This is a genomic window from Bacteroidota bacterium (assembly GCA_034723125.1).
GTDB lineage: Bacteria > Bacteroidota > Bacteroidia > CAILMK01 > JAAYUY01 > JAYEOP01.
This window is the reverse complement of record JAYEOP010000618.1, coordinates 9,631-23,187: the sequence shown is the minus strand read 5'-3', so window position 1 is coordinate 23,187 and position 13,557 is coordinate 9,631. Positions and strand designations below refer to the sequence as shown.

At 29.7% G+C, this 13,557-nt stretch carries 13 protein-coding genes; 12 read left to right on the top strand and 1 reads right to left on the bottom strand.

Annotated features, from left to right (window positions below; translation table 11 throughout):
- The coding region (locus U9R42_15375) for a DoxX family membrane protein (GenBank protein MEA3497405.1) at nt 1-281 on the bottom strand (281 nt) is incomplete at its 3' end.
- A 197-nt stretch (nt 282-478) separates the two neighbouring features.
- On the opposite strand from U9R42_15375, the gene U9R42_15370 reads away from it, so the two are divergent.
- From U9R42_15370 to gldN, 12 genes are all read left to right on the top strand, one after another.
- A complete protein-coding gene (locus U9R42_15370) occupies nt 479-2,590 on the top strand; it encodes a hypothetical protein (protein ID MEA3497404.1) in 2,112 nt (703 codons plus the stop codon).
- A gap of 177 nt (nt 2,591-2,767) precedes the next feature.
- Nucleotides 2,768-3,010 (top strand): hypothetical protein, encoded by a 243-nt coding sequence (locus tag U9R42_15365; protein MEA3497403.1) that lies wholly within the window; start codon nt 2,768-2,770, stop codon nt 3,008-3,010.
- A gap of 151 nt (nt 3,011-3,161) precedes the next feature.
- Entirely contained in the window at nt 3,162-3,746 is a 585-nt protein-coding gene (locus U9R42_15360; protein MEA3497402.1) for a TIGR00725 family protein, read from the top strand.
- Nucleotides 3,747-3,757: 11 nt separating this feature from the next.
- Complete coding sequence (gene rnhA, locus U9R42_15355; protein ID MEA3497401.1) at nt 3,758-4,216, top strand: ribonuclease HI; 459 nt, start codon at nt 3,758-3,760, stop codon at nt 4,214-4,216.
- A gap of 26 nt (nt 4,217-4,242) precedes the next feature.
- Nucleotides 4,243-5,598 carry a DNA repair protein RadA gene (radA, locus tag U9R42_15350; GenBank protein MEA3497400.1) on the top strand — a complete coding sequence of 452 codons (1,356 nt, stop codon included), beginning with the start codon at nt 4,243-4,245 and terminating at the stop codon, nt 5,596-5,598.
- A gap of 304 nt (nt 5,599-5,902) precedes the next feature.
- Nucleotides 5,903-6,745, top strand: coding sequence for a DUF4271 domain-containing protein (locus tag U9R42_15345; protein ID MEA3497399.1), 843 nt, complete (start codon nt 5,903-5,905; stop codon nt 6,743-6,745).
- A gap of 15 nt (nt 6,746-6,760) precedes the next feature.
- Nucleotides 6,761-7,501 carry a uroporphyrinogen-III synthase gene (locus U9R42_15340; protein MEA3497398.1) on the top strand — a complete coding sequence of 247 codons (741 nt, stop codon included), beginning with the start codon at nt 6,761-6,763 and terminating at the stop codon, nt 7,499-7,501.
- 112 nt (nt 7,502-7,613) lie between these two features.
- Complete coding sequence (locus U9R42_15335; GenBank protein MEA3497397.1) at nt 7,614-8,591, top strand: type IX secretion system membrane protein PorP/SprF; 978 nt, start codon at nt 7,614-7,616, stop codon at nt 8,589-8,591.
- A gap of 154 nt (nt 8,592-8,745) precedes the next feature.
- On the top strand, nt 8,746-10,059 hold the full coding sequence (locus tag U9R42_15330; GenBank protein ID MEA3497396.1) for an SUMF1/EgtB/PvdO family nonheme iron enzyme: 1,314 nt from the start codon (nt 8,746-8,748) through the stop codon (nt 10,057-10,059).
- A 43-nt stretch (nt 10,060-10,102) separates the two neighbouring features.
- Nucleotides 10,103-11,107 (top strand): gliding motility protein GldL, encoded by a 1,005-nt coding sequence (gene gldL, locus U9R42_15325; protein ID MEA3497395.1) that lies wholly within the window; start codon nt 10,103-10,105, stop codon nt 11,105-11,107.
- Between the two features lie 57 nt (nt 11,108-11,164).
- Nucleotides 11,165-12,748: a gliding motility protein GldM gene (gene gldM, locus U9R42_15320; GenBank protein MEA3497394.1), complete on the top strand. Its 1,584-nt coding sequence runs from the start codon at nt 11,165-11,167 to the stop codon at nt 12,746-12,748.
- A 9-nt stretch (nt 12,749-12,757) separates the two neighbouring features.
- A partial coding sequence (gene gldN, locus U9R42_15315) for a gliding motility protein GldN (GenBank protein ID MEA3497393.1) occupies nt 12,758-13,557 on the top strand: 800 nt, incomplete at its 3' end.

Below are 13,557 nucleotides of genomic sequence, written 5' to 3'. Positions count from 1 at the left end.
TCAGGTAAATAAACAATTATCGTTAACAAAGCTAAAATTCCAGCAAGTACTAATGCTGAGATACGTGCTTTAAAATTGATTATTATATTGATTGCAGAAAGAATAAACACAATTCCAATAAAATACATTAAATATTCGGGAAATGGAATATAATCAGGCATAAAAAAAACATATTTTTCTGTTTTAATAAAATGATTTATTCCAAAACCTAAAAATGGTAAAGCAAAAATTATCCTACCTGAATTTATAAATAAACTTGAATAAAAACTTTTTTTTGTCATAATCTTTGTTTTTTCTGACCAAAAGAAATTAGTTTAACACTGCAATTTAAGATGATAAGTTGATTTAAACAAATTATTAGTTGTTAAGTTTCATATCCGGATTATTCGTTTTTCTAACTTTAGGCACTTTCCACCATAACACTAATCAATTATATTTTTTAATCCCTATTTTTGCAAAAATTTTTTTTATTGATTTTATGAATTTTCAAATACATACATTATATCCTGCTTGGTTAATAATTGTTGTTATTCTAATAGCTACTATTTATTCTTTTATACTCTATTCAAAAAACAGTTTTAACGATAAACCCTTTTATTCACTACCGAATATTTTGTTGTTAGTATTACGATTTTTTGTTGTTGCGGCAATCTGCTTTTTATTGCTTTCGCCATTTATAAAAAAGAATTTTGAAAGAACTGAAAAACCTGTTGTTGTGATTGCCATAGACAATTCAGAATCAGTTTTGTTAAACAAGGATTCTATATCTTTAAAAAATAAATTCTCAGATAATATTAATAATTTATCAGATGCTTTAAGTAAAAAATATGAAGTTAAAAAATATACTTTTGGGCAAGAAGTAAATGATAAATTTGAATTGGATTTTTCAGAAAAGAGAACAAATATTTCTCAGTTATTTGATTTTATTTACGAGCAATTTTATAATCGAAATATCGGTGCAATAGTTCTTGCTTCGGATGGAATTTACAATGAAGGACAAAATCCTATTTCATTGGTTGAAAATTTTAAAGTTCCTATTTATACAATTGCATTAGGCGATACTTTTTTAAAAAAAGATATACTCATTAAGAATGTCAGATATAATAGCGTTGCTTTTGCGGGTAATAAATTCCCTTTAAAAGTAAAAGTAGTTGCTGAAAAATGTAAAGGAGAGAATATCATTGTAAATGTGAAAAATGAAAACAAAAACATTTACAACCAAAGCTTACAAATAAAAGGAAATTATTTTGAAAAAGAATTTGATGTTTTGGCAAAAGCAAATGAACCTGGCTTACAAAAAATAACAATTTCATTGACAAAAGTAAAAAATGAGATAAGCTATTCTAATAATCAAAAAATAGTTTTTATAGATGTTTTGAAAAATAAAAAGAAAATATTACTACTTTCAGCTTCACCACATCCTGACATAAATGCAATAAAATCTTCATTAAGAAAAAAAGAAAACTATGAGGTAATTAGTAGTGTAGCAAAAGATTACATTTTGAAAAATCATGATTTGCAAAAAGAATTAAAAAATTATGATCTTTTAATTCTTCATCAGTTACCGTCAAAAAATCAAAATATCAAAAAAATATTAAAGACTGTTGATGATAAAAAAATTCCTGTTATTTATATTTTAGGAACACAAACAGCAATCAAGAGTTTTAATTTAATTAATACAGGATTAAAGATTTTTCAAAAAAGAAAGAGTTTTAACAAAGCACTTGCTATAACATCTGATGAATTCAATTATTTTAATTTAAATGATAATGCCGCAAAAGTTTTTACAGAATTGCCACCTTTGATTGTTCCCTTTGGCAATTACAAAACAAACACAGAAAATCAAATATTATTATATCAAAAAATTGGTAACGTTAAAAGCAATATTCCTTTGATTATATTTTTTCAAAATTTTGATAAAAGAAGCGTAGTTATTTGTGGCGAAGGAATTTGGAAATGGGCTTTAATTGAAAGTCGAAATACAGGTGAACAAATTATTTTTGATGAACTTATTGAAAAAACAGTTCAATTTGTATCACTAAAAAAGGATAAAAGATTTTTCAGACTCAAGAACTTTAAGAATGTTTATTTCGAAGACAAAGAGATTATTTTTGAAGTTGAACTTTTTAACCGTTCCTTTGAAAAGATGAAAAATGCTGAGATAAAAATGAAAATAACAAATGATAATAATGAATCATTTGATTACACCTATGGCGAAACAGAGGAAAGCTACAAACTTAATGCAGGTTACTTCCCCGCTGGTTCTTATAGCTTTACAGCTTCAACCAAATCAAATAACTATTCGCTAAAAGGAAATTTTATTGTAAAAAAAGTTGACCTTGAGTATATGAATTCAAAAGCGAATCATGATTTAATGTATTCCATTGCAAAATCAAAAGATGGAAATTTGTATTATCCTAATTCCATTGATAAATTGAAAGATGACATCCTTGCTCGTAAAGATATTAAGCCACTTATATATTTTGATGAAGAAACAAAAAACTTAATAAATTTGAAATGGTTGTTTTTTGCAATCCTTACTTTAATAACCATTGAATGGGTAATGAGAAAATACTTAGGAAGTTATTAGAAGTCCCCTATACAAACATTAAATTATAAAAATTTAGATACACTGTATTGAAAATAAGGATTATTACGTTGTTTTAAAAAAGGGAATCATCTTTCAAAAAATATTTTATTGCAAATATAATAATTTAAAATTGCTGGCGTTTAATAATTGAATTTAAGATATAAAAATGTCAAGTGTATGAAAAATATTTACAACGAAGAAATTCTTATTAAGTACATATATAATGAATTAAGTGCTAACGACACTAAAGGGTTTGAAAAAGAAATGAATACAAACCCCAACCTAAAAAGTGATTACAAATCTTTGATTAGTTTGATAACAAAAATGGAACTTTTTGTTGAAAATCCAAATCCTAATACAGTAGAAAACATTATTAGCTACTCAAAATCAATAAAAAACAAAGATATGGCAATAGATTAAATTGCCTTAATAACAACCTCCCTGATAATTTCTCCTAAATTATTTATTCAAAATTTCAAATTTAAAAATCATAATCATTATTCAATGATTTTGGTTTAGTATTCTTGCTTAAATTTGACGAAATTTAAAAATAAAGTAAAATCGAAAAAGAATGAGAAAAATAAGTGTTGGTGTAATTGGAGATGCCGGAATAGAAAGAGATTCTGAAATTTATTTGTTAGCTCAAAACTTAGGAAAAACCTTGGTTGATAATAATTACAGAATTGTTAATGGTGGAATGTCAGGAATAATGGAAGCCGTTTGCAAGGGAGCAACAGAATCCGACAACTATACAGATGGAATGGTAATTGGAATAATCCCTGGATTTGACCCAAAGTATTCAAATAAATATATTGACGTAGTTATCCCTACAGGATTAGATACTTACAGAAATGCAATAGTTGCAAATTCTGATGCAGTAGTTGCAATTGGAGGTAGAGCGGGTACATTATCAGAGATGGCTTTTGCTTGGACTTTTAAAAGAATGCTGATGGCTTACAAAATACATGGATGGAGTGGAAAACTTGCAGATACTAAAATTGATGACAGAAAAAGAATTGAGTGGGAAGGCGATAAAGTATTTGGAGTAAGTAATGCAAATGAGGTAATTGAATTTATTAAAAAGAATCTAAAATATTATGATGCAAGACATTATAGTATCATTTCAAAAATGAAAGAACATAACTACAAATTATAGAACCAATAATTATGAGTAACAAGATTATAATTTATACAGACGGTTCAGCATTTGGGAATCCAGGTCCCGGAGGTTACGGAATTGTATTAAAATTTGGTGATAAACGAAAAGAAATTTATAAAGGATTTAGAAAAACTACAAACAACAGAATGGAATTATTGGCAGTAATTATTGCCATGAAATCTTTAAAAACAAACAAAATAAAAGTTATTATTCACAGTGATTCTTCTTATGTGGTAAATTCAATTACAAAAGGCTGGGTTTTTAATTGGGAGAAAAAAGCTTTTAAAAAGAAAAAGAATGTTGACCTATGGAAAAAATTTCTAGAAATTTATCCAAAATTTGACATTGAATTTAAATGGGTAAAAGCACATGCTGGCAATCCTGAAAATGAAAGATGCGACAAGCTTGCTAAATTAGGAGCAGAAAACCCAACTGAAATAGATACGGAATACGAAAGTTCTCAATAATTGTTATTTTTGTAAAAAAATAAAGAATGGCTAAAACAAAAACCATATACGTTTGTCAAAATTGCGGAACTAAAAGTGTAAAATGGCAGGGGAAATGTTCAGGTTGCGGTGAGTGGAATACATTTGTTGAGGAAGTAATTCAAGACAGCAAAACGATTGAACAAGTAGCTACAGCATCAAAAAAATTAAATATTAGCAATCTAGAAAATTTTGATTCTGTAAATGTGCAAAGAATACAACTCCCTGATAAAGAATTTAACAGAGTTGTAGGTGGAGGTATTGTACCTGGTTCACTAATATTATTAGGTGGTGAACCGGGAATAGGAAAATCAACCTTATTACTCCAATTAGCCGTTATGCTTCAAGATAAAAAAGTGCTATATGTTTCAGGAGAAGAAAGTGTGGGACAGATAAAAATTAGAGCAAAACGCATTAACATAAAAAATAAAAATTGCTTACTTGTAGCAGAAACAAAATTAGAAACTATTGCTCAAGCAATTGAAAACGAAAATCCATCAATAATTATTATTGATTCAATTCAAACGTTAACGACAAACGTAATTGATAACACTGCCGGAAGTGTAACACAAATAAGAGAATGTACAGCAAGACTTTCAGATATTGCAAAAGTAAAAAATATTCCGATTTTTCTTGTTGGACATATAACAAAGGAAGGCTATATCGCTGGACCGAAAATACTTGAACACATGGTAGATACTGTTTTGTATTTTGAAGGAGACAGAAATTATGATTACAGAATTTTACGAACTATTAAAAATCGTTTTGGTTCAATTTCGGATATTGGAATTTATGAAATGAACGAAAAAGGATTAAGAGAGGTAAAGAATCCTTCCGAAGTTTTGTTATCACAAAGAGATATTGACCTAAGTGGAATTTCTATTGCAGCTACTATAGAAGGAATAAGACCTATGCTTATTGAAATACAAGCACTAGTAGCTCCAACTTATTATGGTACTCCCCAGCGAACAACCACAGGTTTCGACAGCAAACGAATGTCAATGCTATTGGCAGTTCTTGAAAAAAGATGTGATTTAAAAATGAACTCACAAGACGTATTTCTCAATATTGCAGGAGGTATTAAAGTTAAAGACCCATCAATTGACCTTAGTGCAGTAATTGCAATTGCCTCCTCATTCAATGATTTTCCAATTAAAGATAACGTGTGTTTTGTTGGCGAAGTAGGACTTTCAGGAGAAATAAGACCTGTAAAACAATTAGAGAAACGAATTACTGAAGCAGAAAAACTTGGATTTGATAAAATATACGTCTCTTCTTATAATAAAAATATTAATTCCAAAAACAGTTCTATTGAAATTATAGCCATGGATACAGTTGCAAAATTGATAAAGCATTTATTTTAAATACTTAAGGGCGGTTCTATAAATACATTCGCATTAAGATTTTCAGCGTTTTTTATAGACAATGAAAATAATTGAAACACTATCGGGATAATGTGAAATTTTTTGAAGAAGTATATGAAAAACGCTGAAAACCCTTTGGGAACAAAGATAATAAACAATCTGACTGCGTTAAAATTTTTATCAATAGCTTGTGCCTCCGCTAAAGCTTCAGCGACACGCGGAATGCTATTCAGAAAAATTTGTGCCTTGCATCTTATTCATTATCTTTGTTTCTTAAAAGAAATGTATTTATAGACCCCCCTTAATGAAAAGATTTTTATTCATATTATTATTTGTTATCGGATTACTTAAAATCGTATATACTATACCATTAATTAATAATGACTCAATAAGATTAGACAATAATACAGAAATTAATCTTGAGCTTTTCAATTTCGGGAATCATTCTTTGGATGCTAAAAATATTCAAAAAAGAAACTTTAATAATGGAAAGCAACTTAAATTTATCGAAAAAGCACTTAGCGATAACACTTTACTATTTTATGCTTTTATCATGCTTTTCATAATTATTATTTTCATAAGAACAGCAAGTTCTGAGTATTATGATGATTTATATAAATCTATTTTCAGCAAAGAATATTTAATAAGGGAATATAAAAGGAAACATTCAACATTTTTGATTAACAATATTTTACTTGATATTGTTTTTATAATAATTCTTTCCATTTTTTTCTTTGAGTTCTTATGGAATGAATACCATTATCTTTATGCAGAAATTTTATTATGGATTACAGGTTTTTTTATTTCCCAAATTATTATAGTATCCACTTTTTATAAACTAATGTATGGTACAAAGTATAATAATTTCCACTTAATGACTGTTTCACGATTTAATCGAATACTTGCAATTATATTAACACCTATTGTATTCGTTAGTACATATCTAAAAGAACCATATCAGGGGTATTTTTCTCAGTTTATTATTCTGGTGTTAATTATAGCTATCAGTTTTAGAACCGTTAGAATATTTTTTCAAATAAAAAAGGTTTTTACTTTTAGTAGTTTATACATTTTTTTATACCTTTGCACCTTTGAAATATCGCTGTATATTCTTTTTTTTAAAGAAACAGGGTGGTTTACTAAATAAAAGTTAAAAAAGGAAATGAAAATTAAGACCATTTTAATTTCACAACCAGAACCTGAAAACTTAAGGTCCCCATTTTTTGATTTAGCAGACAAATACAATGTGAAGATAAGTTTTAGAAAATTTATTCAGGTTGAAGAAATCCCTGCAATAGAATTTTTAAAAGAACGTATAAACATACTAGATCATTCCTCAGTAATAATTACAAGTAGAACATCAATAGAAAATTTCTTCCGCATTTGTGAAGAAACAAGAGTTGATGTTCCTCCAAGTATGAAATTTTTCTGCCCGAGTGAGTCCTATGCTTTGTATCTTCAAAAATATACTACTTACAGAAAAAGAAAAATTTTCTTCCCTAAAAGAAGAAATCAAAGTATGAAAGATGTTATCATGAAACATAAAAAAGATAACTTTTTCATTCCTTGCTCCAATATTTCCAGCAACGAAATACCAAGTTTTCTATCAAAAAATAACCTTAAATACTCAACTGCAACACTTTACAAAACAGTATCTAGTGATCTTTCTGATTTAGATATTAATGAATTTGACGTAGTTGCATTTTTTAGTCCTGCAGGAATTATTTCCTTGCAAGAAAATTTTAATGGTTTTAAACAAAATGATATAAAAATTGCTGCATTTGGCAACAATACAAAAAGTGCATTAGAAGACATAGGATTAAGTGTTGATATTGAAGCTCCTACACCGCAAGCACCATCAATGAAAATGGCATTGGAACAGTTCATCAAAAGTAATAAATAGTCTTTTATTGAATTTATTTTACCTACATTTTGGGTAGAAAAATAAATTTTCCTATCTTGCGACTTTTTAAATCATTAAATTTATCAATTTTTTCATTCTTAAATGTAAATAAATGGCTACAAAAAATTTACAAACAATAATTTTCCTGTCAGTATTTACAATTACACTTGGTAGTAGTTTAAAAATATACGCACAGCAGGATCCTCTTTATACACATTATATGTTCAACAAACACGTTTACAACCCTGCTTTTACAGGGACAAACAGAGAGTTTATATGTGCTACATTCCTATTACACAACCAGTGGACAGGTTTTGAAGGACCAAATAAAGAAAAAGGACCCGTTACTCAAACCTTTAGTATTCACGGAGCATTAAAAAACCCATATTTAGGAGGTATTGGCTTGTATGTTGTCAATGATGAACAAGGATTTGAATACACAAGGGCATTTAATCTTACCTTTTCAGGGAAATATGATTTTACGTTTGGTTCACTACACTATGGATTAAATGGCGGAATGGTAGAAAAAGGAATAGATGGTGAATGGGAGCCACCTGAACCTGGGGAAAATGACCCAAGAATTCCAGGGGGTAAAGAATCAGATATGATTCCTGACCTTGGTGCAGGCATTTATCTTTATACAGAAAGATATTTTATTGGAGCATCTGCCCAACATTTACTTGGTGGAAGTTTTGACTGGGGAACTTCAATAAATGATATGGTTTTGCAAACATATCTCTCTGGAGGTGTTAATTTTTACTGGCCAACAAATAGAGATATTCTTGTTAAGCCATCATTTTTAGTGAAAATTGACCCCGCAAAAATTCAATTTGATATAAATACAAATGTTTTATATAAAGAAAGATTTTGGGCAGGATTACAATATCGACAGCAAGATGCAATATCTCTCTTGCTTGGTATGAAACTTACACCCGAACTTCAATTCGGTTATTCTTATGATCTTACAACTACTGAATTATTAAATTATAGTAGTGGTACTCATGAGGTTCTTTTAAATTATTGTTTTAAAATAGTTACTAAACCAAGAGTGATTATCCCAAATATTATTTGGACACCTAGGTATATGTAACAATAAATAGATAAATGAATCGTTAAATGTTTTATAAATAATTAAAGAAATTAGTGAAAAAAATTTTTAAATAATAATTCATAAATAAATTCGTTATTATTTTGTTTGATTTTATAAATAATATTACTTTTGCTCATTGATTAATATTAACAATATGAGATTTTTTAGAAATACTAAACTTATTGCCTTAGGCATTTTATCATTATCATTACTTTTAAACAGTTGCGGATTAAACAACACTAAAGGACAACTGGTCGGTGTAAAAGGTAGGATGGTTTGGAACCATCCACAACCTTATGGCACTGTTAATATTCCGACAGGATCTTTCCATATGGGACAGGCAGACCAAGATATTATTTATCATCTGACCTCTAGACCTATGCAAGTAACTGTTCAATCGTTTTATATGGACGATACAGAAGTTACAAATAATGAATACCGACAATTTGTACATTGGGTAAGAGACTCAATGGCAAGAAAAATGATTGCCGAAGATTATGTCCTTGAAAACGGGAATGGAGATCAGTACATTAATTGGAAACCTAAATTAAAGTATGGCGATTTTGAAACAAAAGAAATGATAATGGACATGTATTACCAAGGAGATGATATTTACGAAGGTGATGCATACGAATTTGATGTAAGAAAATTCATTTACGATTATGAATGGATGGATCTTCATGAAGCATCTAAGAGAAAATACTATGAAGATAACAGAAAAGGAAATCCTGCTTCTAGAGGTAAATTTCGTAAAGATGAAAGAGTTAGAATTTATCCTGATACATTATGTTGGATAAGAGACTTTACATATTCATTTAATGACCCATTAACACAATTATATTTTTATCATCCTGGATATGATGATTATCCTGTAGTAGGTGTAAGTTGGAAACAAGCAAAAGCATTTACTCATTGGAGAACAAAATATTTAAACGATTATTACAAAACCATAGGGATGCCAAAAGTTAATCCATTCAGATTGCCCACAGAAGCTGAATGGGAATATGCTGCAAGAGGTGGTAGAGAATTTAGTCCATATCCATGGGGTGGTCCTTATTTGAGAAATAGTAAAGGTTGTTTCCTAGCAAACTTTAAACCTTTAAGAGGAAACTACAAAGAAGATGGTGCTTATTATCCTGTAAAAGTTACATCATATTTCCCAAACGATTACGGATTATATTGTATGGCAGGGAACGTTGGTGAATGGACAGACAATGCTTATTCTGAAGGAATTCATAGTGTAATTGATGACATGAATCCTCATTACTATTATAATGCAAAAGAAGAAGAATCTGCAACTACAAAAAGAAAAACAATATGTGGAGGCTCATTTAAAGATGTTGGATATTACCTTCAAAATGGAGTCCGTTCTTACGAATATCAAGATACAGCAAAATCTTATGTAGGTTTTAGATGCGTAATGACTTATATGGGACGATCAATTAAAGACAGAAAAACAAATTACTAAAAATATCATTACTAATATTAACTAAAAGAAAAAACTAAAAAAAATGGCAAAATCAAAAAAAGTAAAAAAAGCAAAAAGTGCTAAGAAAAAAGAGCCTTTTCTAAAAAGTAAAGTCTTTAAAGCTTTTATGGCTAAGTTATATGGATGGGGTGCTGCGGTTGTGATTTTAGGTGCATTATTTAAAATTATGCACTGGAAAGGAGCTGGAGCAATGCTTACTTTAGGTTTAACCACTGAGGCTTTAATTTTCTTTATTTCTGCTTTTGATGTTCAACACGAAACAGATTGGTCAATAGTATATCCTGAATTGAAAGAGGTTGAAGAAGGTGAAAAAGGAGAAGAAGAAACCAAGAAAAGTATTTCTGAAGAAATTGACAAAATGCTTGAAGATGCAAATATTGAGAAAGAAATGGTTAACAGACTTGGTACAGGTATGAATAAATTTGCTGATACTGTTAGCGGAATAAAAGACGTTTCAAATGCGGCAATTGCTACAAATGACTTTACAGATGGTGTAAGACGTGCAACTGAAGGTGTAAGCAAAGTTAAAGATGCCACAGAAAAAACTGCTGAAGCTATGACATTCCTTAGTGAAGCATCAGGTTCATCTAAAGAATATTTTAATCAGATAAAAGCTGCATCAGGTAATCTTACTTCACTTAATTTTGCGTATGAAAAAGAACTTAGTGAAACAAATAAACACCTTGATGTGTTAACCAAATTTAATAGTGATTTTAGTAATGCTATGGGATCTCTTACTGAAGCATCTTTAAGTTCAAAAGGTTATATTGATCAAGTAAAATCAGCTGCTGAAAACCTTTCATCTCTTAATAATTCTTATGAATCGGAACTTGAAGTTTCTAACAAGCACCGTGAAGCCATGAATCTATACAATGAGAAACTCTCAGAAGTTATAAATACCATTTCTGATGCAGGAACAATGTCTGTTCAAGTGAAAGAAGGATTTTCAAAATTAAATGAGAACTTAGAATCACTTAACAATGTTTATGGTAATATGTTAACTGCAATGAATCCTGCAAGAGGATAATAATTGAATAACATTTTGAATTTTAAATTTTATAAAAAACAATAAAAGGAAAATATTATGGCAGTAGGTAAAACTAATCCAATGAGACAACAGATGATCAATATGATGTATCTTGTTCTCACGGCATTGCTTGCACTTAATGTTTCTGCAGAGATTCTACTTGCCTTTCAGACCGTAAACGAAGGTATGGAGAAGTCAATTAAGCTTATTGATAGTAAAAATGAATTTACTATGAAACAGTTTGATAAACTTATGAGTACAAGTGCTTCAACAACGCAGGAATATTTTGACCTTGCAACAAAAACTAATAAAATAGCAGATGACAGTTATGATTATTTGCAAAATTTAATTGATAAGATTATTTATGGAAGCGGTGGACGTGAGGCAAATACACATGGTGGACATGAGGAAGGTGGAATTGTGGATAGTGTTATGGTCGGAATGTCTAACATTGAGATAGCAGAAAGATTTTTTGTTAATGGTCCGAAAGGAGAAGAATTGTTTAATCTTATTGGGGAAACAAGAAAAGATTTCTTTGATGTAATTGATAATATTGAAACAATAGATAAAGATGTTTTTGCTTCAAACATAACAATTAAAGCGGAATCTAAAACGAAAGGTGAGTGGGCAATACAAAATTTCCACATGGTACCTGCTATTGCAGCAGTTACATTATTAACAAAAATTCAACAGGATGTTAGAACTTCTCAAGCAAATATTATTGATGCTTTAATCAATGCTATTGGTGCAGAAGATGTTTCTTTTGACCAACTAATACCTGTTGTGTTAACAGAAAAAAGTGCAGTTGCCGTTGGCGAAAAATATACAGCTGATGTTTTGTTAGCAGCTTATGATTCTAAAAAAGACCCTGAAATTTTTATTGGTGGAAACAAAATGGAAGTTAAAAATGGAAAAGCCCATTTTGAAGTTACTCCAAATTCACAGGGACCAAGAGAAAACGAAGTAAAAATTGTTGTAACCAATAAGAAAACAGGAGAAAAGAAAGAATATATATCATCTATGAAATATGATGTATTTAATGCACCAGCTATAATTTCAGCAACAAAAATGAATGTTGTGTATATTGGTCTTGATAATCCAATTTCTGTATCTGTACCTGGATTTCAGCCTTCTCAAGTAAGTGGAAGGGCATCTTATGGTAGTTTAAGGAAAACAAGTGCAGGGAAATATATACTTAATGTTCCCGATTCACGTGGTAGAGTTCATGAAGTTAATATTAGTGCTAACGTTTCATTACCCGGTGGTGGTGGAAGAAATATGGGGAAAAAGAATTTCAGAATTAAAAATGTTCCAAAGCCAACACCTTATTTTGGTTCTAAAGAAAGTGGAGAGATTAGTCCCGGTGAAATTAGAATGGTTAACTTTATTACTGTTCGCTTAGAGGATTTTGCATTTGAAGGTTTAAAATACAGAGTATCAAAATTCCGTTTTGTGTATCAACCCAGACGTGGAAATGCTAAATTGTTAAATGGTAATGGTGCAAGATTATCTTCTGCAATGAAGCAAGCATTAGGAAGTCCTCAAAAAGGAGACAGAATAATTATCGACAATATTTGGGCAACTGCTCCAAAAGTTGGTAGAAAAAGACTGCCAACAGGTATTATTTTAACAGTAAAATAATTATATTTTATGAAAAAGCAAAGGATTCTAATATCATTAACTGTTCTATTTATTTTTACCATAGTTTTATGCAGTACATTTAATACTTCTGCTCAAACAAATTATGGTGATTTTACTTACGAAAAGAAAGCAATTAAAGAGAGGAAGGTTGTACCTTATCCTCCTTTAAGAGAAGCTGACGTAATGTACACTCGAAGAATACATAGAGTTATTGACACCAGAGAAAAGATAAATGTTATTATGAAGTGGCCAAAAAATCCACTTTATAGAATTATTTATGAAGCATCTACTACAGGATATGGCAGTGCTCCTATTACTGCATATAGAAATGATTCATTAGTTTCTTTCTATACTGCTGAGGAAGTACTCGGTAGAGGATCTGAAGAAGAAGTTATTCAATATGCACCTGACCCTGACTATCCCGATTATTTGATTGATTCCGTTATCACTAATCCATTTAGAACCAGTGATATTAAAAGATACGAAATTATGGAGGACTGGGTATTTGATAAACAAAGATCCATGTTTTTCCCAAGAATAATTGCTGTTGCTCCATTGTTTGTTTTAAGTGCAAGTGGTGTTGATCTTGGCGAACAACCTCTATTTTGGGTAAAATGGGATGATTTGAAAAAAATTCTAATTAATCAAGAAATATTTAACAGGCATAATGATGCAATGAGAATTTCATATTATGATTTCTTTGAGTTGAGATTATTTACTAGTTACATTATAAAAGAAAGTAATGCTTTTGATTTTAAAATTGCTGAATTTGAAGAATTTAAATCAGACCCTTTTAGAGCATTATTAGA

Bases quoted from the DNA above. Each gene is read 5' to 3' on its own strand.
- U9R42_15370 (MEA3497404.1), top strand. From the start codon at position 479: ATGAATTTTCAAATACATACATTATATCCTGCTTGGTTAATAATTGTT.
- U9R42_15365 (MEA3497403.1), top strand. From the start codon at position 2,768: ATGAAAAATATTTACAACGAAGAAATTCTTATTAAGTACATATATAAT.
- U9R42_15360 (MEA3497402.1), top strand. From the start codon at position 3,162: ATGAGAAAAATAAGTGTTGGTGTAATTGGAGATGCCGGAATAGAAAGA.
- rnhA (MEA3497401.1), top strand. From the start codon at position 3,758: ATGAGTAACAAGATTATAATTTATACAGACGGTTCAGCATTTGGGAAT.
- radA (MEA3497400.1), top strand. From the start codon at position 4,243: ATGGCTAAAACAAAAACCATATACGTTTGTCAAAATTGCGGAACTAAA.
- U9R42_15345 (MEA3497399.1), top strand. From the start codon at position 5,903: ATGAAAAGATTTTTATTCATATTATTATTTGTTATCGGATTACTTAAA.
- U9R42_15340 (MEA3497398.1), top strand. From the start codon at position 6,761: ATGAAAATTAAGACCATTTTAATTTCACAACCAGAACCTGAAAACTTA.
- U9R42_15335 (MEA3497397.1), top strand. From the start codon at position 7,614: ATGGCTACAAAAAATTTACAAACAATAATTTTCCTGTCAGTATTTACA.
- U9R42_15330 (MEA3497396.1), top strand. From the start codon at position 8,746: ATGAGATTTTTTAGAAATACTAAACTTATTGCCTTAGGCATTTTATCA.
- gldL (MEA3497395.1), top strand. From the start codon at position 10,103: ATGGCAAAATCAAAAAAAGTAAAAAAAGCAAAAAGTGCTAAGAAAAAA.
- gldM (MEA3497394.1), top strand. From the start codon at position 11,165: ATGGCAGTAGGTAAAACTAATCCAATGAGACAACAGATGATCAATATG.